Genomic DNA, 24830 nt, shown 5'->3' with positions numbered 1-24830 from the left:
TCCCGTCCACCCTGTCTGACTGTTACCGCGTCCGAGCGCTACTGGGTCTGACTGCGCTCGCGCCGGGCCGCGGTGTCGCTGCCGTCCCACTGGTAGCGATCGGTGCACGGCAGACCCAGGAACTGCATGAGGCGCTCGACGAACTCGTCCCGCAGTTGTGCGACCGTCTCCGGCACGTTGTAGTACGTGGGGATCATCGGGTACACCGTGGCTCCCGCCTCGGTGACGGCGACCATGTTGCGCAGGTGGATGAGGTTCAGCGGCGCCTCCCGGAGGCACAGGACCAGTGTGCGCCGCTGCTTCAGCATCACGTCGGCGGCCCGCTCGATGAGGCTCTCCGACTGGCCGTGGGCGATGCGTCCGAGGACGCCGGCCGCACAGGGCAGGATGACCATCGCGTCGTTCGGGTAGCTGCCGCTGGTCACCGCTCCGGACAGATCGGCCGGGTCGAGGAAGCGCACCTTCGGCGATGTCGCCTCCAGGGCCTGGACCACCGAGTCCGGATCTTCGGTGGTGCGGAGCTCGAAGGCCACCAGTTTGCGTCCGTTGGCCGACACCAGCAGATCGATATGACCGACCCGCTCGTCCCGCTGAAGTGCGGTGAGCAGCCCTTTGGCCACACCCGTGCCGCCCGCCCCCGTGACCGCGACGGTCACCTTCTGCTGGGTCACGATGGGTCCCCTTCTGGTCTCCTCGGGTCGGCAACCGCGCTGCCGCGCACCGGACGAGCACTGTCACGCACCGGACGAGTGGGCTCCGGCCGGCACGCACGCTGATCGGTACCTCGCCCGGTGACCGCCGAATCCGGCGGGTCACCCGACCAGCGGCTGCGCGCCGTCCGCCGTTCACCCGGACGGGCTTCGACCGCTCAGCGAGCTGTCGAAGCCCGTCCGACGGCACCCAGGGTCAGTGGGATGCGGCTGGGCCGGGCTCGTCCTCCGACTCGGCGGCGAGCACCTTGGCTCGCAGCTCGGCCGGGAAGACGCCCTCGAACGTGGCGGGCGGTACGCGTCCGCTGCCCACCGCCGGGAGCAGTGCGTCATGCACCGCGATGGCTCCCCAGCCGTTGTGCAGTTCCTCCTCGGAGAAGCACGGGTACCACGGCATGATCGGCCCGTGCCACTGTTCCTGACGCAGGGACGGATGCACCCGGGTGGCCAGCGCCCACAGGAGATCAGAGTCGTTCGACGGATCCACGTCGTCGTCGAGGACGTAGACGACCGGGGAGAGACGGCCGACCCGGGTGCCGTTCAGGACCTCACCGATGCGGTGCACGAATCGTGCGGTGTCCATGCCCGGCAGCGTGTCGCGCCAGTTCTGCGGGACCGTGATGACCGTCCAGAAGCAGGCGGCGCCGAGCGGCAGCCAGGCCGTGGTGATGGGCAGTCCCGCGTTGCGCAGGGTGGCGACGACCTCGGCGGAGATGCCGGCGGCCGGTGCGACATGGGAGTCGTCGACCGGACGTCCGGCGGCGGCGAGCGGCCAGATGGGGTCGTCCCGGTAGGTGATCGCCTCGATGCTGAAGAGCGGCTGCGGCGATGTCTCGGGCAGGGCCCAGCCGTGGAACTCCGCGAAGGGACCCTCCACGGCGTCACGGGTCGCGGAGAGACGGCCCTCGATGACGACCTCGGCGCCGGCCGGGACCACGAGATCGTTCGTCTCGCACTGCACCACGTCGACCGGCCTGTCCAGCAGTGCTCCCAGGTAGGCGACCTCGTCGGCGCCGGCCGGGAGCGTCATGCCGCCGACGACGGGGATGCCGGGGTCGCCGCCCTGGACGAGGGCGTAGGGCATCGGCTCGCCGATGGCCTCCCATTCGCGCCAGATCATGCCGAGGTGCTGGCTCGGCAGCACCAGTCCGGTCATGCGCTGCTCGTCGATCATCATGATGCGAGAGATCGACCAGTTGGTCCACCGGCCGTCCGGCGTCTTCGCGACGATGACACCCCAGGTGTTGGCATAGGGGCCGCCGTCGTTCTGGTGGACGAAAGGAATGGGGAACCGGTCGAGCCGGGCTTCCTCGCCGCGCAGAATGTTCTGCTTGCAGGGCGCGGTGGCGGAATCCACGCGCCGCGGCGGAAGCGGCGGCTTGTCGAGTGCCCGGCCCAGATATGCGACCAGCTCGGCAGCGGTCGCCGTGTGGGGCAGGCCGAGAGAAACGGAGATCCGCGCCAGCGGATGACCGGGAATGCTCGACAAGGCGCCCGGTGCGCCGATCATCCGGAATCCGTCGGCGACACCACTGAGGTTCTCGAAGAACGGGGCGGGCCGGCGGTTCTCGGTCGACCTTCGCGTGACAGCCGCCGCTTCCAGGTTCGGATCGATCGTGCGCGAGATCCTCTTGATGTCTCCCAGTGCTTCGAGCTCGGAGATGTAGGCGCGGAGGTCGGTGATTTCGGACATCAGTTTCTTGCTCCCTTCGGTTCGGAGGGGTGCGGCATCCCGTTCCATCGCTGTGTCGATGGCATCCGGATGTCCAGCTGGTCCAAAACCCGGACGACGATATGGTCGACCAGATCGTCCAGGGTTTCGGGGCGGTTGTAGAACGCCGGCATCGGGGGAACGATGTTCGCTCCCATGCGAGAGAGTGCCAGCATGTTCTCGAGATGAATTTCGCTGAGCGGAGTCTCCCGTGGCACAAGCACCAGTGGGCGCCGCTCTTTCAGGGTGACGTCGGCGGCGCGGGCGATGAGGCCGTCGGCGTATCCGGTCCGTATTCCGGCGAGCGTCTTCATGCTGCACGGCGCGACAATCATTCCGTCCACCGGGAACGAGCCCGACGAAATTGCCGCACCCTGGTCGTTCCATGAATAGGTCACGTCTGCCAGGTCGGTGACTTCACGAGCGGCCAGGCCGGTCTCGAGATGAATTGTCGCCTTGGCCCATGGGGACAGAACGAGATGAGTTTCCAGATCCGGTCGGTTCTGCAGCCTGCGGAGCAGTTCGACGCCGAACACGGCGCCGGTCGCCCCGGTCATCCCCAGGATCACCCGTCGCGGCACGGGAACCACCTTCCGTACACGGTTAGTCCGTACACGGAAGAACGTAGCAGGCCGATCCTCGCGATCGCAAATAGTCCGTACACCAACTAACCGTGCACGGATGTACGCTGGAGCCATGACGATCGGAGCCCGATACGACGGGATGCTGGCCGATGGCATGGCCCACCAACTGCGACGTGCCTCGCAGGCCGTGAACGCCTCGTGGCAGCTCCGCAGCAGCGACCTGACCCCACCGCAGTTCGCGGTGCTTCAGGTCCTCGACGAGCGCGGAAGCCTCGACCAGAAGACCCTCGGCGCACTCGCCGCGGTCGACCGGTCGACGCTCACACCGCTTCTGGACCGGCTTGTCGCGCGTGATCTGATCACCAAGAGCACGGACCCCGACAACCGCCGCCGGCAGCTGATCGCGCTGACACCCGCCGGGCATGAACGTGCGGCCCTGGGCCGGCGACAGGCACAGGAGACGAGCCGCTGGATCGAGGAACTGCTCGGCCCGGAACGGCTCGCGACCCTCACCCTGCTGCTCAAGGAACTCGGCGACGCGGGCCGCGACCACCAGCCCTGAGGCGACCGGTGGCCGGAGACCGGCCTCAGGAACGGGTGTGCCGGTCTCCGGTGAGTGCGCCGGGCGGACGGTGATCGTGGATGCCGCGCGGAGTGCGCGGATCCTGCGGTGCGGTTCTTGCATGGCGTACAGGGCGCGGCCGCCCGCTTCCCGTCGGCCGGCGGTTTTCGACCGTGTCAGGGCGGCACGCTCAGGTCTCCGCGGGCGCCGTGCAAGGGCTCCGGGCTCAGTGGGGCAGCGTGGCCGGGCTGCCTCCGTTCGCCTCGAAGCCCGCCACCGCCAGTGCGCGGTACACCGCGTACTCCCCGGCCGGGTCGGCGGTCAGGGTCCAGGGGAGCGCGCCCACGTGGCCGTCGACATGGACCAGTTGAGCCATCGCCTCCGCCCAGCGCTCGCCGCGGACCAGGAAGAAGACCAGGAGATGGCGGACATGCGCGAGCATCGGGTCGTCGGCGCGGGCCGACTGGACCGCGTAGAGCGCGCCGTGGACCGCCTTCGTCACGACTTCGCTCTGGTAGAAGCCGCGGACCAGGTTGACCTCGGGGAGGTGCTCGAAGACCGCGAAGAGCGGCATCGCGGCCAGCAGCGAGCCGTGCGGCGCCCGGGCGGCGGCCGCCTCCGCGAAGGAGTACGCCAGCTCCCGCGAGCCGTGCCACTTCGCGCACCAGTAGTGCAGGGCCGCCAGATGCGCTCCCATGTGGGCGGGCGCGCGGTCCAGGATCTTCAGCCATAGCTGCTCGAACTCCGGCTGCGGGTAGGCCAGTCCCCGGGCGACCGACAGCTCGACGATGTACGGGACGGGGTCGCCGGGGGCCAGCAGCGCCGCCTCCGCGCACGCCGCTCGCGCCTCCTCCATGATGATCCGGAACTCGTCCGTCCCCGGTGTCGCCGTACGCCACGCCTGCTGCACCAGGAACTCCGCGTGCACGGCCGCGCCGCCCGCGTCCTTGGGGGCCTCGGCTCGCCACACCCGCAGCCACTGGCCGCCCGGCGTCTCGCTCACCCCGCCGGGGCGCTGCTGGAGCTCCAGGGAGGCGGCTCCCGCGAAGGCCTGCACACGCTGCCAGCGGGTCTCGCCCTCCGTCTCCGTGCCGGCCAGGAGCTGCGCGGCCGCGCGGTAGTCCTGGGTGCGCTGCACGACGTCCAGGACGTCCAGCAGGTCCTGGTCGGCGCCGGGCATCCGGATGTCCAGCTCCTCCTGGCGCGCAAAGCCGTAGTTCGCCGGGTCCGCGGCGTCCGGGTCGCCCGGCGCGACCTGCTGGATGCCCGAGCGCCCGCGCCTCAGGACGGGCAGCAGAAGCATGCTGAAGAGGGCCAGCGCCATCAGGACCCAGAGAATCGCCATGGGTCAAGCGAACCAGACAGGACGGACACCGTGCCAACCCGGTCGCGAGACCTGTGGAAAACCGACCACACCGTCCTGTCGCCCGGCGACGCGCCCGTCGTCCCATCCCGGCTGCGGGCGCACTACCCTCGGTGCTCATGAGTGACAGGCACATCAGCGAACACTTCGAGACCCTCGCGATTCACGCGGGGAACACCGCCGACCCCCTGACCGGCGCGGTCGTCCCGCCGATCTACCAGGTCTCCACCTACAAGCAGGACGGTGTCGGCGGACTGCGCGGCGGCTACGAGTACAGCCGCAGCGCCAACCCCACCAGGACCGCCCTGGAGGAGAACCTCGCCGCCCTGGAGGGCGGCCGCCGCGGCCTCGCGTTCGCGTCCGGACTGGCGGCCGAGGACTGCCTGTTGCGTACGCTGCTCAGCCCCGGCGACCACGTGGTCATCCCGAACGACGCGTACGGCGGCACGTTCCGCCTCTTCGCCAAGGTGGTCTCCCGGTGGGGCGTGGAATGGTCGGTCGCCGACACCAGCGATCCGTCCGCCGTACGAGCCGCGCTCACCCCGAAGACCAAGGCCGTGTGGGCGGAGACCCCCTCCAACCCGCTGCTCGGCATCACCGACATCGCCGCCGTCGCCCAGATCGCCCATGACGCGGGCGCCCGGCTCGTCGTCGACAACACGTTCGCGACCCCCTACCTCCAGCAGCCGCTGTCGCTCGGCGCGGACGTGGTCGTGCACTCCCTGACCAAGTACATGGGCGGCCACTCCGACGTCGTCGGCGGTGCGCTGATCGTGAACGACCAGGAGCTGGGCGAGCAGCTGGCGTACCACCAGAACGCGATGGGCGCGGTGGCCGGACCCTTCGACTCCTGGCTGGTGCTGCGCGGCACCAAGACGCTCGCCGTCCGCATGGACCGGCACAGCGAGAACGCGACGAAGATCGCCGACATGCTCACCCGGCACGCGCGCGTGACGAGCGTGCTCTACCCGGGCCTGCCGGAGCACCCCGGTCACGAGGTGGCCGCCAAGCAGATGAAGCGGTTCGGCGGCATGGTCTCGTTCCGGGTCCAGGGCGGCGAGGAGGCGGCCGTCGAGGTCTGCAACCGCGCCAAGGTGTTCACCCTCGGCGAGTCCCTCGGCGGCGTCGAGTCGCTGATCGAGCACCCGGGGCGTATGACGCACGCGTCCGCGGCCGGCTCGGCCCTGGAGGTGCCCGGCGACCTGGTCCGTCTGTCCGTCGGCATCGAGAACGTGGACGACCTCCTGGAAGACCTCCAGCAGGCCCTCGGCTAGTCCGCAGCCCAGCTGGTTCGCTCGCTCGGCGCCGGTCTCACCAGTCGCTGATCGGTGGAGTCGTCGTCGAGGGCGGCTCCACCCAGGGGCGCGCCATCGACGCCCAGACGACGAAGGCGACGGCCGCGGCGAGCAGGGCCAGCCACAGCAGACGGCGGGCCGCGGTCCGGCGGCGCAGCATGCGGCTGCCGCGCCGGACCGCTTCCGCGTGCAGGTCGGGCGGCACCAGGGGCGAGGCGCTCTCCAGCAGCCGCCGCACCGCGGACTCCCGCTCGGACAGATTCACCGGCCGCCTCCGTCCCGCTCCTGGCGCATGCCTGCCGCCGGGACCTCCTCGTGGGTCCGTGCCGGCGCGCATCCCGCGTATGTCCGCACCGCCACATGTCCCGCGTGCGTCCGCACCCGCGCGCATACGTCGTACGCCCGTACCGCCGCGTGCCTCACGACGGATTCGCCTCCGCTCCCAGCGGTTCCGGTGCCGGGTCCCGCGGCGGGTGCAGCAGGGTCGTCGTCGCCCGTGCGCAGATCATCCGGACCCGTTCGGCGGGCAGCCCCAGCAGCGCGGCCGTCTGCTCCTCGGCGACACCCTCGTAGAGCCTGAGCACGAGAATCAGGCGTTCCTGCGGCGTCAGGGCCGCGAGCGCGCTCCCCGCGTCCGGCCGGTGCCGGCCGAGCGGTCCGTACCGGTGCCACGCGCTGTGCGCGAAGCGGGTGGCCAGTCGGCGGCGGGCCCGGTCGTAGGGGTCCTCGCCGCGCAGCCGGTCCCAGGAGGCGTACGTCTCGGCGAGGGCCAGGGTCAGCAGGCGCCGGGCCCGGGGGTTGGCGTCCGGGGCCTCGGCGGTCAGCAGGGTGGCGGTGTGCAGAAGCCGTCCGGACGCACCCGCGACGAACGCCTCGAACTCCCGGTCCCGGCGGGCGCCTTGGGACTCATGCCGTTCTCGCACCGCGCCTCCCGCCTGAGGGCGACCCTGATGGGAAAGGAGACCCGGCCGCGTACGGAAGCGCTCGCCCGCGCACGACCAGGGGGCGTGAACGGCGCGCAGGACCGCGTACGACAGGGACCCGATCTCATATGAAACCGGCCATGCGTCCGGGTCAAGAGCCCGGGCGTCCCGTACGCGCGCGTGTCGCCGTGCTGACGTAGGGCCTGTCCCGAAGGCTCAGGACGTCGCGCGTGACTCCGCCACCGGGATCCCCTGGGTGGACTGCCGGGCGGAGAGGGCGACGTTGAACCGGGTGAGGAGGCCGCAGAACGCCTCGCGCTCCTCCGGCGTCCAGTCGTGCGTCAGTTCGGCCATCAACTGGCGCCTGGAGGAACGCACTTCCTCCAGGCGCGACAGCCCGCGCGGAGAGAGCTGGAGCACCACCGCGCGACCGTCCTCCGGGTGCGAGGTGCGCTTGACCAGGCCGGTGTCGACCAGCGGGGCCACCTGCCGGGTGACCGTCGAGGAGTCGATGCCCATGCTCGCCGCGAGCGCCTTGACGCCCATCGGCCCCTCCTTGTCGAGGCGGTTGAGCAGCAGGTACGCGGCGCGGTCCATGGAGTTGCGCACCTGCCCCACCCCGCCGAGCCGCGTCTGTTCGGCACGGCGTGCGAACACCGCGACCTCGTGCTGCAGCGTGTCCAGAAGACCGGGATCACCGACGGTCGTCATGTCCATCGACATATCAGGTGTTGTGGGCATGGCCGGGGGCTCACTTCATGCGTGGGGAGCTGGGTTGGGGGACAGGGTACGCGGCCGGGGCGCGGGCCGTACCGGCGCTGCGCAAACCCGTTTCGCGCCTCGGAGCTTCGAACAAAATGGGAGTCCGATCAGCTCGCGGTCGCACCCGCTCCGGGCGGGCAGGAACTGCGAGACTGGTGACCATGAGCTACAGCACGGCCGACCCCTCGCCGATGGTGACGCTGGACGACGTCCGGGGCGCCCAGAAGATGCTCTCGGGCGTGGCACGCGTGACCGCCATGGAGGGCAGCAGGCATCTGTCCCAGATGGTTGGTGCGCCGGTGCATCTCAAGTGCGAGAACCTCCAGCGGACGGGTTCGTTCAAGCTGCGCGGCGCGTATGTACGGATCGCGGGGCTGCTGCCCGAGGAGCGGGCCGCCGGGGTGGTGGCCGCGAGCGCCGGGAACCATGCGCAGGGCGTCGCCCTCGCGTCCTCGCTGCTCGGCGTGCGCGCCACGGTGTTCATGCCGAAGGGCGCCCCGCTGCCGAAGATCAGCGCCACGCAGGACTACGGCGCCGAGGTGCGGCTGCACGGCCAGGTGGTCGACGAGACGCTGGCCGCCGCGCAGGAGTACGCGGCCGAGACGGGTGCGGTGTTCATCCACCCCTTCGACCACCCCGACGTCATCGCGGGCCAGGGCACGGTCGGCCTGGAGATCCTGGAGCAGTGCCCGGAGGTGCGCACGATCCTCGTCGGGGTCGGCGGCGGCGGGCTCGCGGCCGGTATCGCGGTCGCGGTGAAGGCGCTCAGGCCGGATGTGCGGATCGTCGGTGTGCAGGCGGCGGGCTCGGCGGCGTATCCGCCCTCGCTGGCGGCCGGGCGTCCCGTGGCGATCGGGAACCCGGACACGATGGCCGACGGCATCAGGGTCGGCCGGCCGGGCGATGTGCCGTTCGGGATCATCCGTGAGCTGGTGGACGAGGTCCGCACGGTCACCGAGGACCAGCTGTCCGCCGCGCTGCTGCTGTGCCTGGAGCGGGCCAAGCTGGTCGTCGAGCCGGCCGGCGCGAGCCCGGTCGCGGCGCTGCTGAGCGGTCTGGGCGACGTCGAGGGCCCGGTGGTGGCCGTGCTGTCCGGCGGCAACGTCGACCCGGTGCTGCTCCAGCGCGTCCTGCGGCACGGCATGGCCGCGCAGGGCCGCTATCTTGCCGTCCGGCTGCGCCTGACCGACCGGCCGGGGGTCCTGGCCATGCTGCTCGGGGTGCTGTCGGCGGCGGACGCCAACGTCCTCGATGTGAGCCATGTGCGGACCGACCCCCGGCTCCGGATCACGGAGGCGGAGGTCGAGCTGCATCTGGAGACGAAGGGCCCCGCACACTGCGCGGAGGTCGGCCGAGCCCTGCGCGACGCCGGCTACACGGTCATCGACTGAGGCCCGCTCGCCGGGCGAGCTTGGCGGCTTGGATACGGCTGCGCACCCCGAGCTTGCCGTGGATGCGGTGCAGATGGTCCTCGGCCGTCTCGCGACTGATGGTGGGGACCTTCGCCGGACGCGGCCGGCGGCCGTATGACGAGACCCCGGCGCCGACACGGCACCGGGGTCTCCTCGTGTTCTGGTCTCAGGCGGAGTACGGCTCGGCCTTCAGGATCTTCACCAGAGCCTTCTTGCCGTTGGGCAGCTCGTACTCTGCGTCCTCGCCGACCCTCTTGCCGATCACGCCCGTCCCCAGCGGGGACTGCGGCGAGTAGGTCTCGATGTCGGAGCTCGCGTACTCGCGGGACGCCAGCAGGAAGCTCAGGGTGTCGTCCTCGTCACCGTCGAAGGCGATGGTGACGACCATGCCGGGCGCGACGGCGCCGTCGGCCGCCGGGGCCTCGCCGACCTTGGCGTTCTCCAGGAGCTGGGTCAGCTGGCGCACACGGAGCTCCTGCTTGCCCTGCTCCTCCTTGGCCGCGTGGTACCCGCCGTTCTCGCGCAGGTCGCCCTCCTCGCGCGCGGCGGCGATCTTGGCGGCGATCTCCGAGCGCGCGGGACCAGAAAGGTACTCCAGCTCGGTCTTGAGCTGGTTGTACGCCTCCTGGGTCAGCCAGGTGACGTTCTCGCTGGTCTGGGTCACAGGTGCTCCTCGTCGGTACTGGGAATACAAAGCATCGCCCTACCCAGAAGAATGGTCCTTCATAGATGGGCGAAACCACGAGCCTAACAATTCAGCGGCAAAAGGGGGAGGACATAAGCCATCAGAATTGCGACAAGGCAGGTCAGCGCGGGTGGACCGGGGCGTGTCAGCCCGCGTGGCAGCCGAGCAGTTCGGCCGTGGTGCCCGGAGCTGTGGTACGGAGCGTGACCACCTGGTCGATGCGCGTGGCGTGTCCGCCGAACCGGAAGTCCGCGCGGCCCACCTCGGTGCCGTCCGCCGACTGGGAGCGCACGGTGCAGTAACCGTTGGTGTCCGCGTCCTTGTGGACCTCAAGATGGATCTTGACCGCGTCGTGCGAGGCGTCGAAGGTGATGACCTCGGCACTGATCTTGTTCTGGACCACGTAGTGGTAACCGAACCAGCCGACGAGCACGAGCAGCAGTCCGCCCAGCACGCTGCCGACGATCTTGAGTGTGCGGTCGGCGCGCTCGTCCGCTGAGCGGCCGTAGCGACCCTCGGGCAGCCGGGTGCTCGACGTACTCATGACCGTCCTCTCGGCAGGAACCGGGACATACCTCCCGGAAGGGGCTCTCCGGGACCTGGCCCGGAATTATTCGCCCCCTGATTCGGTCACTATAGAAGCCGCCCGAAGCGCCGATTCACACGGGCGCCGACTTGCCGAGTTACTGAGGATCGAGTCTTGACTGACCAACTGCGACTGATGGCCGTCCACGCCCACCCCGACGACGAGTCGAGCAAGGGCGCGGCCACCATGGCGAAGTACGTGTCCGAGGGGGTGGACGTGCTGGTGGTGACCTGCACGGGCGGGGAACGCGGCTCCATCCTCAACCCGAAGCTCCAGGGCGACACGTACATCGAGGAGCACATCCACGAGGTGCGCAAGAAGGAGATGGACGAGGCGCGGGAGATCCTCGGCGTCAAGCAGGAGTGGCTCGGATTCGTCGACTCCGGCCTGCCGGAGGGCGACCCGCTGCCCCCGCTGCCCGAGGGCTGCTTCGCCCTGGAGGACGTCGACAAGGCGGCCGGTGAGCTGGTCCGCAAGATCCGCACGTTCCGTCCGCAGGCGATCACCACATACGACGAGAACGGCGGTTACCCGCACCCCGACCACATCATGACCCACAAGATCTCGATGGTGGCCTTCGAGGGCGCGGCCGACACCGAGAAGTACCCGGAGGCGGAGTTCGGCCCGGCGTGGCAGCCGCTGAAGCTCTACTACAACCAGGGCTTCAACCGTCCGCGCACCGAGGCGCTGCACCAGGCGATGCTGGACCGCGGCCTGGAGTCGCCCTACGGGGACTGGCTGAAGCGGTGGGACGAGATCCAGCGCGCCGAGCGCACCCTGACCACCCACATCCCGTGCGCGGACTTCTTCGAGATCCGTGACAAGGCGCTGATCGCGCACGCCACGCAGATCGACCCCGACGGCGGCTGGTTCCGCGTTCCGATGGAGCTGCAGAAGGAGGTCTGGCCGACGGAGGAGTACGAGCTCGCGAAGTCGCTCGTGGACACCTCCCTCCCGGAGGACGACCTCTTTGCGGGCGTCCGCTAGCCCTGAGGGACAATGCCTGTCATGAGCGCAAGCGTGAGCCTGGCAGTGACGCATCTGGTGCCCCTCGCCGAGGTGGACCAGAACAAGGTCACCCCCGGTGTCCTCGGCTTCATCGTCTTCGCGGCGATGGCGCTGGCCGTGTGGGGTCTGATGAAGTCCATGAGCAAGCAGATGGGCAAGGTCGACTTCAAGGAGGCGGACGACGCCTCCGGCGAGGGCGCCGCGAAGAAGGGCGCGGCCAAGGGCGCGCCCAACGCCCAGCAGGGCTGATCCGCGGCTTCCTCCCTGTCCGGCCCGCGGTGCTGTGAACGGCTTTCGTCCGGTCGGCACCGCCGGGCCGTTTCGGCGTGCCGGGGCGCGCCCGTAGGTCGGCGTCTCTCCGGGCCGGCGGGCCCCGGGGGAGAGCGGGGGAGCGGGGCGCATCCGGGAAGCCGCCGCCCGGTCAGGTGTCGAACCGGCCGCTCCATGGCCGCCGATGCGTAGGCCGCGATCGCCGGCCCGAAGCCACCGCCGGCCGCGCCGGCCAGGTGGTAGCAGAGACTGGTGCCGGTGTAACGGACTTCTTTCGAGAACAGCTCCGCCACCTCACCGGCGAGCACTCCGTACCCGGTTCCCAGGGCACGGTGCCGTTATCCAGCTCGCGCACGCCGGCCGCGAGGAGGGCCGTCCGCGCTCTCGGGCCACTGCCGCAGCCGCGCGACCGGTGACGGCGGTGGCAGTGCTCGCCGCGGTGGCGACCGAGTCGGCGGTACGCCGCCGACTCGGCAGGAATCCTCGTGGTTCAGCGGCGAGTGAGCGCCGCCAGTTCCTTGGTGATCGTCTCGCTGTCCTGGTAGGTCAGTCCGATGCGGGCGACGTGCTTCCAGCGGACGACGCCATCGGCATCCACGATGAACACCGAGCGCTTCAGGCCGAGACCGGGCAGCTGGATCCCGTATTCCTTCACCACCGAGCGGTCGGTGTCAGCGAGCAGCGGGAAGCGCAGGTCGTGCTTGCGCGCGAAGCTCTCATGGCTGCCGAGGTCGCTGAAGTTGATTCCCCACACGGTCGCCCCGAGGTCGCGGAAGCGGTCCAGGTCGGAGGTGTACGAGCAGAGTTGCTTGGTGCAGACCGAGGAGCCGTCGCCGGGGTAGAAGGCGAGCACGACGGGGGTTCCCCGCTGTGCCGACAGGGAGTACTGGCTGCGCTCGGCGGTGCCGCCGTCGCCGAGCAGGACGCCCTGAAGCGTGAAGTCTGGGGCGGGGGCGCCGATCTCGGGCACTGGCATGGCGGGATCCTTCCGTAGGGGATGAGGCCCGCTGGCTGTACGGTCGGGCCGCATGACGGAATAACTGTATAGAACGTTCTGTCTCTCTGGGAAGCGTTGCACCCCGCCGCCCACTGTCGTCAAGGACACATCGCCGGCGGAATGCGGTGCGGCACCACCCGCGCTCGGCGCGTCCTGGTACTGCAACGACACTTCGTGCCGTGGCGTGTGTGACGTCGGTGATCACTTCGTGCTGGACGACATGACTGACGAGGGGTCAGATCCGTCCGATGGCTTCGTGGCGCGATGCGGGGGCGCTTCGGACGGGTGGAGCCGAGGCGGAGGATGGTGTCCCACCTGCGTGGATTGCTCAGCGGGGTGGAACGCGAGAACGGCTGTGGACGTTGGCCGAAGCCGCCGGGGACACCGGCGTGCTGAGAACGTTCCGTATAGTGGCGGAGTGTCGAAGGTGAAGAGCAAGCCCGCTCCGGAGCGCCGGTCGGAAGCGCGTGAACGACTGTTGAGCACGGCGAGCAGGCTCTTCTACACGGAGGGAATCCGTGCGGTCGGTGTGGACCGTGTGATGGCGGAGGCCGATGTCGCCCGTGGCACCTTCTACCGGCACTTCGAGGGCAAGGACGACCTGGTGCGGGCGTACCTCGAGGCAACGGATCAGCAGATCCGCGCCCGGATGGCCGTCGCGGCGGAGGAGATCGGCGACCCTTCGGCCATCCTCGACGCAGTGGCGCGCGGCATCGGAGAGGAACTGTGCGGCGCGGGCTTTCGCGGATGCCCGTTCATCAATGCGGCCGCCGAGTACCCGGAGCGGGAGAGCGCGGTCCACCAGGCGGTGCTGACGCACCGGGCATGGTTCCACCGGATCCTGCGGGACGCCTTCGAGCAGGTCGGCGCGGCGGACCCCGAGCGGTCGGCCAATGCCATGGTGGCCATGCGAGACGGGGCGATGGTCGCCGGGTACCTCGATGACCCGCAGACGGCGAAGGCCACCCTGGTGTACGGCGTCGCCTCCCTCCTGACCGTCGGCTGAACCGTCGCATCCCTCTTCTCGGCGCGTCCTGCGTGTGCCACAGCCGCGCGGACGTGCGTCGGCCTCCGCCCGTTCAGGTGGGGGCGGAGGCCGGATGCGGGTTGGGCTATGAGGCGGTGGCGGCCTGTTCCACGAGCTTCGTGACCGACCCGGGGTTGGCCGGCGCGGCGGCGTGCGGGGCGTCGACCTCGGTGGTCTGGGCGTGCGCGCGCGAAGCCGTGAACTCTTCGGCGGCCGGGGGATGGCGTGGTCGTCGCGGGCGACGAGGTACCAGGAGGGGATGGCCTTCCAGGCCGGGTGCCGGACGGCTCGCCGAAGGCCTGTGCGGCCACGGGGCGCTGGGCGGCGGCGAGTTCGGCGGCTTCGGCCTTGCTGAGCCGGTCGCTGAGGAACACATCGCGGCAGTTCTCGGGCTTGAGGTGGAAGTCGGTGCCGGTGCTGCCGTCGGGCTGGGGGAAGGGAACGGCGTTGGAGGCGGTCGGGACGGAGGCGTTGGGGTCGTCGCTGGTGTGGCTGCCGGGGAACTTGGTGACGAGGTCGAAGCCGGTTTCGCCCTTGTCCGGGGCGAGGGCGGCGATGTGGACGAGCGCCTTGACGTCCGGGTTGCCGGTGGCGGCGTCGTGATGACGGCGCCGCCGTAGGAGTGGCCGACCAGGATGATCGGGCCGTGGATCGTCTTGAGGTGGTCGGCCAGGTAGGCGGCGTCGCTGTGCAGGCCGCGCAGCGGGGTGGCGGGGGCGGTGACCGTGTGGCCGTCGGCCTGAAGACGGGGGCGATGGCCCGGGGGTCCTGCGCCCGGTAGCGCTCGGCCCGTCCCTCCCGGCCGCGCGGGGTCATGGGGAGCCCTGCATGAGCGTGATCGTGCCGGTGTGCCGTGTGGGCGCCGGTCATCACGACCCTAGGGGGTAGAACGTTCTGGCCACTCTCGGGGCGGTAGCCCGAGCCGTTGTCCGGGGCAATCAGGGGTGGGTATGTCTTCGTCACATCCCGGCCGGTCGACGGCGGCCAGGGGCCTCCCCTTGAGTGCTCATGGCCTCCACGGTTCGAGTTGTCCGCGGCTTCGTGCATATCGTGTACTCGGCGGCGCGGGCACGTTGCTCGTGTAGTTGATGGGAGGGCTTTCCCGATATGAGGATGCCGGCATGAACCGACTGGCCGACTCTCAGTCGCCTTACCTGCTCCAGCACGCCGACAACCCGGTCGAATGGTGGCCGTGGGGAACCGAGGCGTTGGAGGAGGCCCGGCGCCGCGACGTACCCGTACTGCTGTCGGTCGGTTACTCTTCGTGCCATTGGTGTCATGTCATGGCGCACGAGTCCTTCGAGGACCCGGAGACCGCGGCCTATCTCAACGAGCACTTCGTCAGCGTCAAGGTCGACCGTGAGGAACGTCCCGACGTCGACGCCGTGTACATGGAGGCCGTCCAGGCGGCGACCGGCCAGGGCGGCTGGCCCATGACCGTCTTCCTCACCCCGGACGCCGAGCCGTTCTACTTCGGCACGTACTTCCCGCCCGCTCCCCGGCACGGCATGCCCTCCTTCCGCCAGGTCCTCCAGGGCGTCCGGCAGGCGTGGGCCGACCGCCGGGAGGAGGTGGCCGAGGTCGCCGGGAAGATCGTGCGGGACCTCGCCGGGCGGGAGTTCGCGTACGCCGACACCGAGGTGCCCGGCGAGGGGGAGCTCGCGCAGGCCCTGCTCGGCCTCACCCGGGAGTACGACCCGCAGCGCGGCGGCTTCGGGGGTGCCCCCAAGTTCCCGCCTTCTATGGCCCTGGAGTTCCTGCTGCGCCACCATGCCCGCACCGGCTCCGAGGGCGCCCTGCAGATGGCCCAGGACACCTGTGAGCGCATGGCGCGCGGCGGCATCTACGACCAGCTCGGCGGCGGCTTCGCCCGCTACTCCGTGGACCGCGACTGGGTCGTGCCGCACTTCGAGAAGATGCTCTACGACAACGCCCTGCTCTGCCGGGTGTACGCGCACCTGTGGCGTGCCACCGGATCCGGGCTCGCCCGCCGGGTCGCCCTGGAGACCGCCGACTTCCTGGTGCGTGAACTGCGCACCGCCGAGGGTGGGTTCGCCTCCGCGCTCGACGCCGACAGTGACGACGGAAACGGTCGTCACGTCGAGGGCGCCTTCTATGTGTGGACGCCCGCGCAGCTCGCCGAGGTCCTCGGGCCGGACGACGCCGAACTCGCGGCCCGGCACTTCGGCGTGACGGAGGAAGGCACCTTCGAGGAGGGTGCCTCGGTGCTCCAACTCCCGCAGAGCGAGGGCGTGGTCGACGCGGAGAGGGTCGAGTCGATCAGGCGCCGCCTCTTCGAGGCGCGGGCCGGGCGTCCGGCCCCGGGCCGTGACGACAAGGTGGTCGCCGCCTGGAACGGCCTGGCCGTGGCCGCCCTCGCGGAGACCGGCGCGTACTTCGACCGCCCGGATCTCGTGGACGCCGCGATCGGCGCGGCCGACCTTCTGGTCCGGCTGCACATGGACGAGCACGCCCGGCTCGCCCGTACGTCGAAGGACGGCCGGGCGGGGGCCAACGCGGGTGTGCTGGAGGACTACGCCGACGTCGCCGAGGGCTTCCTCGCACTCGCCTCCGTCACCGGTGAGGGCGTCTGGCTGGAGTTCGCCGGACTGCTGCTCGGCCAGGTGCTCACGCAGTTCACCGATGCGGGCGGGGCGCTGTACGACACCGCCGCCGACGCCGAGAAACTCATCCGCCGCCCCCAGGACCCCACCGACAACGCCGCCCCGTCCGGCTGGACCGCCGCCGCCGGCGCCCTGCTGTCGTACGCCGCCCAGACCGGCTCCGAACCCCATCGTGTCGCGGCGGAGCGGGCGTTGGGCGTGGTCAGGACGCTCGGCCCGCGGGTGCCCCGGTTCGTCGGCTGGGGGCTCGCCGTCGCGGAGGCACTCCTCGACGGGCCGCGCGAGGTCGCGATCGCCGGTCCGGCCCTCGACGACCCGGCGACCAGGACCCTGCACCGCACGGCGCTCCTGGGCACCGCTCCGGGCGCGGTGGTGGCCGTGGGCACTCCGGGGGACGAGGAGTTCCCGCTTCTCGCCGACCGGGTGCTGGTCGGCGGCGAGCCCACCGCATACGTCTGCCGTAACTTCACCTGTGATGCCCCGACCACGGATCCCGAGCGGCTCCGCAGGGCGCTGAGCGGCTGACACGCCCCGCGGAGCGGATCGTTCAAGACGTCGGAATTGGGCGGGTGTTCGGGTAGGTCCCTGTAGGAGGGGACCGTTCCGAAACAAGCTGTTTATCGGAAGAGCTCATGGACTTCACAGTTTCCGCCTAGTCTCTCCACGGTCAAGCGACAGGAGTGACGCGCTGTCGCGACAGGGGGGTTCTGGGGATCTGGGGGGATCTTTCCGTGCTGACGTCTGTCTTTATCGCTGCCGTCTCACTGGCGCTGTTCTGGATGGCGGCCTTCACCCTGTGGTGGCAGATGCACGCGTGGCGCACGCCCGAAGTGCTCGCCTCCACCCGGTTCAGCAGTCCGGACGGCGCCGAGCATGTGTCGTTCTCGCTGCTGCTGCCCGCGAGACATGAACAGGCCGTGCTGGACCACACCATCCAGCGGCTGCTGGAGTCCGGTCACGCCGACTTCGAGATCATCGTGATCGTGGGGCACGACGACCCGGAGACCACCGAGGTCGCCCGCAGGGCCGCGGCCCGCGACGGACGCGTCCGAGTCGTCGTCGACCAACACGAGAAGAAGAACAAGCCGAAAGCCATGAACACGGCGCTGCCGCACTGCCGCGGCGACGTCGTCGGGGTCTTCGACGCCGAGGACCAGGTCCATCCGGAGCTGCTCCCCCATGTCGACCACGCGTTCCGCACCACGGGCGCGGACGTCGTGCAGGGCGGGGTGCAGCTCATCAACTTCCACTCCAGCTGGTACAGCCTGCGCAACTGCCTGGAGTACTTCTTCTGGTTCCGCTCCCGGCTGCATCTGCACGCGCAGAAGGGGTTCATCCCGCTCGGCGGCAACACCGTCTTCGTACGGACGGATGTGCTGAGGGAGGCCGGGGGATGGGATCCCGACTGTCTGGCGGAGGACTGCGACCTCGGGGTACGGCTGTCCAGCGCCGGCAAGAAGGTCGTCGTCGCCTACGACTCCGACATGGTGACCCGGGAGGAGACCCCCGGCTCGCTGATGTCGCTGCTCAAACAGCGCACCCGCTGGAACCAGGGCTTCTTACAGGTCTACCGCAAGAAGGACTGGAAGCAGCTTCCCGGTCTCGGACAGCGGATGCTCGCCCGCTACACCCTGATGACACCGTTCCTGCAGGCCTTCTCCGGCGTCGTCATCCCGCTCAACGCCGCGATCGCGCTCTTCCTCGACGTACCGGTCGGGGTCGCCTTCCTCACCTTCCTGCCGCTGGTCACCGCCGTGGTGACCTTCGTCTTCGAGGTCGTCGGGCTGCACGACTTCGGCACCCAGTACGGGCTGCGTGTCCGCCTCGTCCACTACGTCAAGCTCATCGTGGGCGGTCCCTTCTACCAGGTGCTCCTGGCCGGCGCCGCCCTCCGTGCCGTCTGGCGCGAGCAGCGCGGCCGCAACGACTGGGAGCTGACCAGCCATGTCGGCGCGCATCTGACCGCAACCGGCCCGCTCCGCGAGTCGCGAGAGGACGTTCCCGCGTGACCTCCACTCTTCCCGCGGTGACCGGCACCAAGGTCCCCGCGCAGGACACCCGTGTCCCCGAAACCGCTCCCGGCCTCCGTCCCGCGTTCCGTTTCCGCAGCTCTCGTCCGGATCTGGTGCTGTGCGGGCTGCTCCTCGCGGCGGTCCTCACCGTGCAGGGCTGGAACATCGCCGACTACCCCACCCTCAGCGACGACGAGGGCACCTACCTCGCCCAGGCGTGGGCCGTACAGAACGGCCATGGGCTCGCCCACTACACCTACTGGTACGACCACCCGCCGCTCGGCTGGATCCAGATCGCCCTGCTGACCTGGCTCCCCGCCCGTATCGACCCCTCGCTGATGACGGTCGGCGCCATGCGGCCGGCGATGCTGCTGGTGAGCGGGGTCAGCGCGGTCCTCGTGTACGTCCTCGCCCGGCGGCTGAGGCTGCCCGCCTGGGCCGCGGGGCTCGCCATGGTCCTGTTCGGGCTCTCGCCGCTGTCGGTGGTGCTCCAGCGGGAGATCTTCCTCGACAACATCGCGGTGATGTGGACGCTTCTCGCGTTCACCCTCGCCGCGTCCCCGAGCCGTCACCTGTGGCACCACTTCGGCGCGGGACTCGCCGCCGCGGCCGGCGTCCTCACCAAGGAGACGATGCTCGTCGTCCTGCCCGCCGTCTTCCTGACCATGTGGCGCCACAGCCACCGTGACACCCGGAAGTTCGCGCTCACCGGCGCCGTCACGGCGTGCACCCTGATCGGGCTGGCGTATCCGCTCTTCGCTCTGCTCAAGGGCGAGCTGCTGCCGGGAGCCGGCCATGTCTCCCTGTGGGACGGCATCACCTACCAGATGGGCCGGGCCGGTTCCGGATTCGTCCTCGATCCGGGCTCCGGCTCGTACGGTGTGCTGCACTCCTGGCTGTACTACGACCGGGTCCTGCCGCTCGGCGGTCTCGCCGGAGCGCTGCTGCTCCTGCTCACCTGGCGCTGGTCGGTCACCGCACGGGCGCTGGCCGGACCCGCGCTCGCCGTCGCGATCCTCACCCTGGTCGCGATGCGGCCGAACGGCTATCTGCCCGCGATGTACGTCATCCAGGCCCTGCCGTTCCTCGCCCTGGTCCTGGCGGGCGCCGCCGCGAGCGTCGCCCATGCGGTGCTGCACCGGCGGCGCGGCGGGAGCGAGCGGTCCTACGTCACCTGGGCGCGGTACGCCGTGGCGGCGCTGCTGGTGGCCGCCGCCGGGGCGTATGTGGTGCCCCGCTGGTACGACGGGGACCGCACCGCGGTGACCGCCGACGCGAACGCCCCCTACCGGGCCGCCTCGCACTGGCTCACCAGCGAGGTGACGGATCCGAGGGACACCCGGGTGCTCGTCGACGACGCGCTCTGGCTGGACCTCGTGCACGCCGGGTACCGGCCGGGGCTCGGCGTCATCTGGTTCTACAAGGCCGACCTGGACCCCGCGGTGACCAGGACGATGCCGCACGGCTGGCGCGACCTGGACTATGTGGCCGCCTCTCCGACGGTGCGGCGCGACGCGGCCGACCTGCCGGGTGTGAAGGCCGCGATCGAGCACTCCGCCCCGGTGGCCACCTTCGGCACCGGCCCCGACCGGATCGAGATCCGCAAGGTGGACCGGGCCGCGGGAGGCGAGCGATGAGCCAGGAATCCACCGTCCCCGGCGAGCGTGGCGATCCAGCCGTACGCGCGGCGGAGGTGCCCGAACCGGGCGCCGTCACCATCGTCGTACCGACCTTCAACGAGTCGGCCAACATTCGTGAACTGCTGCGCCGGATCACCGAGTCGGTACCGGCCCGGCTGCCCTGCGAGGTCGTCTTTGTCGACGACTCCACCGACGACACCCCCGACGTGATCTCCCGTGCGGCGCAGGACTGCCCGTTCCCGGTCACCGTGCTGCACCGGGACGAACCGGCCGGCGGGCTCGGCGGGGCCGTGGTGGAGGGCATCCGGGCGGCCGGATCCGACTGGATCGTCGTCATGGACGGCGATCTGCAGCATCCGCCGTCCCTGGTACCGGAGCTGGTCGGCACCGGGGAGCGGGCCGGCGCCCAGCTCGTCGTCGCCTCCCGCTATATGAAGGGCGGCAGCCGCGCCGGGCTCGCGGGCGGCTACCGCATCGCCGTCTCCCGCGGCGCGACCTGGCTCACCAAGTCGTTGTTCCCGCGCAGACTGCGCGGCATCAGCGACCCGATGAGCGGCTTCTTCGCCGTCCGCCGCAGCGCGGTCACCGCGGACGTCCTGAAGCCCCTCGGCTACAAGATCCTGCTGGAGCTGGCCGTGCGCAGCAGGCCGCGCCGGGTCACCGAGGTGCCGTTCGTCTTCCAGGACCGGTTCGCGGGCGAGTCCAAGTCGACCGCCACGGAGGGCTTGCGCTTTGTGCGCCATCTGGCCGGGCTGCGCACCGCCTCGCCGCTCGCGCGCATGGTCGCCTTCGGACTGATCGGCGCCTCGGGTTTCGTACCGAACCTGGTGGGCCTGTGGGCGCTCACCCGGCTCGGTGTGCACTACGTGCCGGCGGAGATCCTCGCCAACCAGCTCGGCGTGGCCTGGAACTTCCTGCTCCTGGAGCACCTGCTGTTCCGCGAGCGCCGCCGCCACCGCCGCTGGTGGGACCGGGTGGGCCGGTTCGGGCTGCTCGCCAACGCCGATCTGGTGCTGCGCATCCCGCTGATCGCGTTGCTCGTGCACGAGTTCGGGACGGGGGCGCTGCCGGCCACCGCGCTGGCGCTGGTGATGACGTTCCTGGTGCGCTTCGTGGGGACAGAGGCGCTGGTCTATCTGCCGCGCCGGAGCAAGGGCGCCGGGGGCCGGGGCGCCCCGGGCGCCGACGAACCGAACCCCGCCGGGAGCGGGAGCCGCACAGTGGGGAGAACCGTGTGACGCCCGTACGAAGACTCCGTACCCTTCGCGTACTGCGCGGTCGTGGCACCGCGCTGCTCGCCGTGACCGGCCTGACCATGGGTCTGCTGTTCACCTCGCCGCAGCCCGCGTCCGCCGCCAACCTCGTCAAGAACCCCGGCTTCGAGACCACCGGCACCGACGGGATGCCGTACTGCTGGGAGAAGTCCGGCTGGGGCGACAACGACGTCACCTTCACCACCACCACCGACGCCCACACGGGCAGCCGGGCCATGAAGGTCGAGCTGACCCGCCGCGTCGACGGCGACCGCAAGGCGCTCATCACCGAGTCCGCGAGCTGCGCGCCCGTGGTCACGCCGGGCAAGCAGTACGACCTCTCGCTCTGGTACCGGTCGACCACCCCCGACACCTCGGTCACCCTGTTCCGGCACGACACGACGGCCGGCTGGCAGTACTGGACCGACCTCAAGACGCTGGACCTGAGCGCGGACTGGGCCCGGGCGAGCGTGCGCACCCCCGAGGTGCCGACCGGGACCGACCTGATCACCTGGGGAGTCTCGGTGTACGGCACCGGGTCCGTGACCACCGACGACTACACGATGGAGCAGGTCGCCGACCCGCTGCCGCCCGCGCAGTGCACGGGGACCACGGACCAGTGCGCGGACGGCAGTTGGTCGGTGCTGCCCACGCAGAACCCCGTCCGCTCCATGCACTCCGTGGTCCTCAGCAACGGCAAGGTGCTGCTGATCGCGGGCTCAGGCAACAGCGAGGAGAACTTCGAGGCGGGCTCGTTCACCAGCGCGGTGTACGACCCCGCCAACGGCTCGTACAAGGTGATCCCCACCCCGAAGGACATGTTCTGCGCGGGACACGTACAGCTGCAGGACGGGCGGGTGCTCGTGCTGAGCGGCAACAAGGCGTACCCGGTCGTGGGCGGACACGGCTACGAGGGGTTCAAGGACTCGTACGTCTTCGATCCGAAGACCGAGACGTACACCAAGACGAACGATCTCAACGACGGCCACTGGTATCCCTCGGCGACCGAACTCGGCAACGGTGACGTCATCTCCTTCGGCGGGCTGCGCGAGGACTCCACCGGCTCGGTGACGACGGAGTACTGGTCGGACAAGGACCAGCAGTGGCTGCCGCTGTGGAAGGTCAACCAGACCTGGTCGTACTGGGGCCTGTACCCGTCGATGATCCTGATGCAGGACGGCCGCCTCTTCTACTCGGGCAGCCACGTCTTCGGCAACAACATCCCGGGCACCGGTTCGGCGATCTACGACTACGACGCCAACACGATCACGCAGGTCCCGGGCCTGCAGAACAAGGACGAGCGTGACCAGTCGGCGAGTGTGCTGCTGCCTCCGGCCCAGGACCAGAAGGTGCTGACCATCGGCGGCGGCAACATCGACTCCAACCCGGACGCGAACCGGCTGACGGACATCATCGACCTCAAGCAGGCCGGCCCGCGGTACGTCGCCGGGCCGCCGCTCCCGCAGGGCACGGTCGACCTCGGGGGCGGTCCGGTCGCCGAGACCGGCAATCAAGGCAAGATGTATGTCTCCGCGGTCCTGCTGCCGGACGGCAAGGTGCTGGAGACGGGCGGCGCCCTGCACAACCGCGCGAACCCGGTGTACGAGTCCTCGCTCTTCGACCCGGACACCTCAGCCTTCGACCCGGTGGCCGCCGACCCCGAGGCCCGCGGCTACCACTCCTCGGCCTTTCTGCTGCCGGACGGCCGGGTGATGGCGACCGGCGACAACCCGGGCAACGGCACCTGGAACCACAATGTGTCGATCTACTCGCCGCCGTATCTGTTCAAGGGCACCCGCCCGACGATCACCTCGGTCATCGACGACGAGTGGACGTACGGCACCACACAGCGCATCACGGTCGACCGGCCCGTCGCGAAGGCGGAACTGATCCGCCCGGCGGCGGTCACCCACTCCTCCGACCCCAACCAGCGGTTCGTGGACCTGCCGCTGTCGGTGGACGGCAGCAACGTCGACCTGAACGTGACGAGCAATCCCGATCTGGCGCCGCCCGGCTGGTACATGCTCTTCGCGGTCGACGCGAACGGCGTTCCGTCGGTGGCCCGGTGGATCCATCTGCAGGGCCCGGCGGCCCTGAGCCCGGACACCCCTTCGGCCCATGTCCACTCCTTCGCCGACGCCCCGGCGGGCAGGACCACCGGCGCCGGCCCGAAGCGCACGTCGCAGCAGGTCCCCACGACGATCTCCGGCTGCGACCGGCACTACGGCTCGCCCAACGTGTGCGTGCCGACCGTGTTCCCGCCCGGGGTGAAGCGGACGACAGCCGCGCGCTGCGCCTGGCTCGCGCGCAACGACTACGGCCGTCTCACGGTCAACGGCAAGGACGACCCGCTCGGCCTCGACCCGGAGGGGGACGGTGTGGCCTGCGGGAAGGACGAGGTGAGGAACGGCCGCTAGGCGGTACGGAACCGGCCCGCCGGCCTTCGCCTCGGCGAGGGGGCCGGCGGGCCTGGTCGGTGACGGGGGAGGCGTCCCCTAGCGGGGCGGCAGTGCGTCGTAGTCCTGCCTGGGCCGACCCCGCCGAGCAGCGCGTCAGCCCCGACGTCGAGCGGATCCTCGGCCGCCCGGCCCGCAGCTGTGCCGACCGGGCCCGCCGCCCCATCTGCGTCTTCCGGTAGGCCCCAGGGGGCTACGCCCGGCTCGGGAACTCGGCCAGGGCGCGCTCCACGATGGCCTCCAGCTGGTCGTGGTGCGCGCCCTTCCAGTACGCGCGGCCGCAGGTGCGGCAGAGCGCGAAGACGTCGTACGAGCGGCGCGTGCCGTGCTGGAGCTGGTCGGCGACCTCGTCCTTGGTGGCGTCGCGGAGCAGGCCGTTGCAGGCGGTGCACCGTGTCCACGGCCGCAGCGCGGGCGCGAACCGGTCGAGCACATCGCGGAGTTGGTCGTCCGGCCGGGTGCTGTAGACGAAGGCGCCCGCCCACAGTTCGCGGCGGCGCAGCAGCCCCCGGTCGCGGCTGAGCAGGACGCGCTGCTCGGCCGCCGAGCGGGCGGCGAGGGCCGGGTCCCCGATGTCCGTCGATTCGTAGGATGCGTCCACGCCGAGCAGCCGCAGCCGGCGGGCCAGGGTGCCGAGGTGGACGTCCAGCAGGAAGCGGAGCGGGGCCCCGGGCACCTGCTGGGGGCGCTCCACGGGGCACACCTCGACCCGCTCGCCCGCCGCCGGGACATGGGAGAAGGGCAAGGCGCGGCCGTTCACGAGGAGCGCCCCGACCTCGGTCAGCGGCACGCCCAGCGACTCGACGACATGGCCGAGGGTGGAGGCGCCGTCGGTGACGACCGTGGTGGCGCGTCCGCGCCGAGCGTGCGGGACGAAGAGCCCCAGTTCGGGGGCGAACTCGACGTGGATCTCGGGTCCGTTCACCGGCTCAGGATGACATGCGGGACCG

Annotated in this window: 24 protein-coding genes and 1 pseudogene; 13 read left to right on the top strand and 12 right to left on the bottom strand. The window is 70.5% G+C overall.

What is annotated here, in order from left to right; translation table 11 throughout:
* Positions 1–38 precede the first annotated feature (38 nt).
* The 3 genes from AB0L95_RS21060 to AB0L95_RS21050 form a co-directional block, all read right to left on the bottom strand.
* The gene (locus AB0L95_RS21060) at positions 39–671 is read right to left on the bottom strand and encodes a UbiX family flavin prenyltransferase (protein WP_365163380.1); all 633 of its coding nucleotides are present in this window, start codon (positions 669–671) and stop codon (positions 39–41) included.
* A 235-nt stretch (positions 672–906) separates the two neighbouring features.
* Positions 907–2403 (bottom strand): UbiD family decarboxylase, encoded by a 1497-nt coding sequence (locus AB0L95_RS21055; RefSeq protein ID WP_365163378.1) that lies wholly within the window; start codon positions 2401–2403, stop codon positions 907–909.
* Positions 2403–3002: a non-oxidative hydroxyarylic acid decarboxylases subunit B gene (locus tag AB0L95_RS21050; protein WP_365163377.1), complete on the bottom strand. Its 600-nt coding sequence runs from the start codon at positions 3000–3002 to the stop codon at positions 2403–2405. Before AB0L95_RS21050 ends, AB0L95_RS21055 begins: the two co-directional genes overlap by 1 nt.
* 115 nt (positions 3003–3117) lie before the next feature.
* Between AB0L95_RS21050 and AB0L95_RS21045 the strand changes: the two genes are divergently transcribed.
* Complete coding sequence (locus tag AB0L95_RS21045) at positions 3118–3567, top strand: MarR family winged helix-turn-helix transcriptional regulator (RefSeq protein WP_365163376.1); 450 nt, start codon at positions 3118–3120, stop codon at positions 3565–3567.
* 226 nt (positions 3568–3793) lie between these two features.
* Here the strand turns inward: AB0L95_RS21045 and AB0L95_RS21040 are convergent, their stop codons facing one another.
* A complete protein-coding gene (locus AB0L95_RS21040) occupies positions 3794–4912 on the bottom strand; it encodes a hypothetical protein (RefSeq protein ID WP_365163374.1) in 1119 nt (372 codons plus the stop codon).
* Positions 4913–5049: 137 nt separating this feature from the next.
* Between AB0L95_RS21040 and AB0L95_RS21035 the strand changes: the two genes are divergently transcribed.
* On the top strand, positions 5050–6204 hold the full coding sequence (locus AB0L95_RS21035; RefSeq protein WP_365163372.1) for a cystathionine gamma-synthase: 1155 nt from the start codon (positions 5050–5052) through the stop codon (positions 6202–6204).
* Between the two features lie 37 nt (positions 6205–6241).
* Here the strand turns inward: AB0L95_RS21035 and AB0L95_RS21030 are convergent, their stop codons facing one another.
* The 3 genes from AB0L95_RS21030 to AB0L95_RS21020 all read right to left on the bottom strand — a co-directional run bounded on the left by AB0L95_RS21030 (position 6242) and on the right by AB0L95_RS21020 (position 7871).
* A complete protein-coding gene (locus AB0L95_RS21030; RefSeq protein WP_365163370.1) occupies positions 6242–6490 on the bottom strand; it encodes a hypothetical protein in 249 nt (82 codons plus the stop codon).
* A gap of 154 nt (positions 6491–6644) precedes the next feature.
* The gene (locus AB0L95_RS21025) at positions 6645–7148 is read right to left on the bottom strand and encodes a sigma factor-like helix-turn-helix DNA-binding protein (RefSeq protein WP_365163368.1); all 504 of its coding nucleotides are present in this window, start codon (positions 7146–7148) and stop codon (positions 6645–6647) included.
* 216 nt (positions 7149–7364) lie between these two features.
* Positions 7365–7871, bottom strand: a complete 507-nt coding sequence (locus AB0L95_RS21020) for a MarR family transcriptional regulator (protein WP_365163366.1) — start codon at positions 7869–7871, stop codon at positions 7365–7367.
* 200 nt (positions 7872–8071) lie between these two features.
* Between AB0L95_RS21020 and ilvA the strand changes: the two genes are divergently transcribed.
* Positions 8072–9301, top strand: coding sequence for a threonine ammonia-lyase (ilvA, locus tag AB0L95_RS21015; RefSeq protein WP_365163364.1), 1230 nt, complete (start codon positions 8072–8074; stop codon positions 9299–9301).
* A 187-nt stretch (positions 9302–9488) separates the two neighbouring features.
* Here ilvA and greA read toward each other — a convergent pair whose 3' ends face one another.
* Entirely contained in the window at positions 9489–9986 is a 498-nt protein-coding gene (gene greA / locus AB0L95_RS21010; protein ID WP_365163363.1) for a transcription elongation factor GreA, read from the bottom strand.
* Between the two features lie 166 nt (positions 9987–10152).
* Positions 10153–10551, bottom strand: coding sequence for a DUF4307 domain-containing protein (locus tag AB0L95_RS21005; protein ID WP_365163361.1), 399 nt, complete (start codon positions 10549–10551; stop codon positions 10153–10155).
* Positions 10552–10707: 156 nt separating this feature from the next.
* Between AB0L95_RS21005 and mca the strand changes: the two genes are divergently transcribed.
* Together mca and AB0L95_RS20995 are read left to right on the top strand one after the other, a co-directional pair.
* Entirely contained in the window at positions 10708–11580 is an 873-nt protein-coding gene (gene mca / locus AB0L95_RS21000; RefSeq protein ID WP_365163359.1) for a mycothiol conjugate amidase Mca, read from the top strand.
* A gap of 12 nt (positions 11581–11592) precedes the next feature.
* Entirely contained in the window at positions 11593–11850 is a 258-nt protein-coding gene (locus AB0L95_RS20995; RefSeq protein ID WP_365163357.1) for a hypothetical protein, read from the top strand.
* Between the two features lie 511 nt (positions 11851–12361).
* Here AB0L95_RS20995 and AB0L95_RS20990 read toward each other — a convergent pair.
* Positions 12362–12847 (bottom strand): peroxiredoxin, encoded by a 486-nt coding sequence (locus tag AB0L95_RS20990; RefSeq protein ID WP_365163355.1) that lies wholly within the window; start codon positions 12845–12847, stop codon positions 12362–12364.
* A 294-nt stretch (positions 12848–13141) separates the two neighbouring features.
* On the opposite strand from AB0L95_RS20990, the pseudogene AB0L95_RS20985 reads away from it, so the two are divergent.
* Both AB0L95_RS20985 and AB0L95_RS20980 read left to right on the top strand, forming a co-directional pair.
* A pseudogene (locus tag AB0L95_RS20985) lies at positions 13142–13257 on the top strand (IS701 family transposase); the annotation flags it as partial.
* 29 nt (positions 13258–13286) lie between these two features.
* Complete coding sequence (locus AB0L95_RS20980) at positions 13287–13874, top strand: TetR/AcrR family transcriptional regulator (protein ID WP_365163353.1); 588 nt, start codon at positions 13287–13289, stop codon at positions 13872–13874.
* A gap of 106 nt (positions 13875–13980) precedes the next feature.
* Here the strand turns inward: AB0L95_RS20980 and AB0L95_RS20975 are convergent, their stop codons facing one another.
* The gene (locus AB0L95_RS20975) at positions 13981–14589 is read right to left on the bottom strand and encodes an alpha/beta fold hydrolase (protein ID WP_365163454.1); all 609 of its coding nucleotides are present in this window, start codon (positions 14587–14589) and stop codon (positions 13981–13983) included.
* Between the two features lie 427 nt (positions 14590–15016).
* On the opposite strand from AB0L95_RS20975, the gene AB0L95_RS20970 reads away from it, so the two are divergent.
* The 6 genes from AB0L95_RS20970 to AB0L95_RS20945 all read left to right on the top strand — a co-directional run bounded on the left by AB0L95_RS20970 (position 15017) and on the right by AB0L95_RS20945 (position 24062).
* Positions 15017–17044, top strand: a complete 2028-nt coding sequence (locus AB0L95_RS20970; RefSeq protein WP_365163351.1) for a thioredoxin domain-containing protein — start codon at positions 15017–15019, stop codon at positions 17042–17044.
* A gap of 206 nt (positions 17045–17250) precedes the next feature.
* The gene (locus AB0L95_RS20965; RefSeq protein ID WP_365163350.1) at positions 17251–18528 is read left to right on the top strand and encodes a glycosyltransferase; all 1278 of its coding nucleotides are present in this window, start codon (positions 17251–17253) and stop codon (positions 18526–18528) included.
* Positions 18525–20168, top strand: coding sequence for a phospholipid carrier-dependent glycosyltransferase (locus tag AB0L95_RS20960; RefSeq protein WP_365163348.1), 1644 nt, complete (start codon positions 18525–18527; stop codon positions 20166–20168). The genes AB0L95_RS20965 and AB0L95_RS20960 overlap by 4 nt, the downstream gene beginning before the upstream one ends.
* Entirely contained in the window at positions 20165–21409 is a 1245-nt protein-coding gene (locus AB0L95_RS20955; RefSeq protein WP_365163346.1) for a glycosyltransferase family 2 protein, read from the top strand. Before AB0L95_RS20960 ends, AB0L95_RS20955 begins: the two co-directional genes overlap by 4 nt.
* Positions 21410–21486: 77 nt before the next feature.
* Entirely contained in the window at positions 21487–23841 is a 2355-nt protein-coding gene (locus AB0L95_RS20950) for a galactose oxidase-like domain-containing protein (RefSeq protein ID WP_365163452.1), read from the top strand.
* 92 nt (positions 23842–23933) lie between these two features.
* Complete coding sequence (locus AB0L95_RS20945) at positions 23934–24062, top strand: hypothetical protein (RefSeq protein ID WP_365163344.1); 129 nt, start codon at positions 23934–23936, stop codon at positions 24060–24062.
* Between the two features lie 11 nt (positions 24063–24073).
* Here the strand turns inward: AB0L95_RS20945 and AB0L95_RS20940 are convergent, their stop codons facing one another.
* The gene (locus AB0L95_RS20940; protein WP_365163343.1) at positions 24074–24805 is read right to left on the bottom strand and encodes a Mut7-C RNAse domain-containing protein; all 732 of its coding nucleotides are present in this window, start codon (positions 24803–24805) and stop codon (positions 24074–24076) included.
* Positions 24806–24830: the final 25 nt, after the last annotated feature.

The organism is Streptomyces sp. NPDC052036 (assembly GCF_040680495.1).
Lineage (GTDB): Bacteria > Actinomycetota > Actinomycetes > Streptomycetales > Streptomycetaceae > Streptomyces.
This window is presented reverse-complemented; position numbering and strand designations above follow the sequence as displayed.

Bases quoted from the DNA above. Each gene is read 5' to 3' on its own strand.
- AB0L95_RS21055 (WP_365163378.1), bottom strand. From the start codon at position 2,403: ATGTCCGAAATCACCGACCTCCGCGCCTACATCTCCGAGCTCGAAGCA.
- AB0L95_RS21045 (WP_365163376.1), top strand. From the start codon at position 3,118: ATGACGATCGGAGCCCGATACGACGGGATGCTGGCCGATGGCATGGCC.
- AB0L95_RS21040 (WP_365163374.1), bottom strand. From the start codon at position 4,912: ATGGCGATTCTCTGGGTCCTGATGGCGCTGGCCCTCTTCAGCATGCTT.
- AB0L95_RS21035 (WP_365163372.1), top strand. From the start codon at position 5,050: ATGAGTGACAGGCACATCAGCGAACACTTCGAGACCCTCGCGATTCAC.
- AB0L95_RS21020 (WP_365163366.1), bottom strand. From the start codon at position 7,871: ATGTCGATGGACATGACGACCGTCGGTGATCCCGGTCTTCTGGACACG.
- ilvA (WP_365163364.1), top strand. From the start codon at position 8,072: ATGAGCTACAGCACGGCCGACCCCTCGCCGATGGTGACGCTGGACGAC.
- AB0L95_RS21005 (WP_365163361.1), bottom strand. From the start codon at position 10,551: ATGAGTACGTCGAGCACCCGGCTGCCCGAGGGTCGCTACGGCCGCTCA.
- AB0L95_RS20995 (WP_365163357.1), top strand. From the start codon at position 11,593: ATGCCTGTCATGAGCGCAAGCGTGAGCCTGGCAGTGACGCATCTGGTG.
- AB0L95_RS20990 (WP_365163355.1), bottom strand. From the start codon at position 12,847: ATGCCAGTGCCCGAGATCGGCGCCCCCGCCCCAGACTTCACGCTTCAG.
- AB0L95_RS20970 (WP_365163351.1), top strand. From the start codon at position 15,017: ATGAACCGACTGGCCGACTCTCAGTCGCCTTACCTGCTCCAGCACGCC.
- AB0L95_RS20955 (WP_365163346.1), top strand. From the start codon at position 20,165: ATGAGCCAGGAATCCACCGTCCCCGGCGAGCGTGGCGATCCAGCCGTA.
- AB0L95_RS20950 (WP_365163452.1), top strand. From the start codon at position 21,487: ATGGGTCTGCTGTTCACCTCGCCGCAGCCCGCGTCCGCCGCCAACCTC.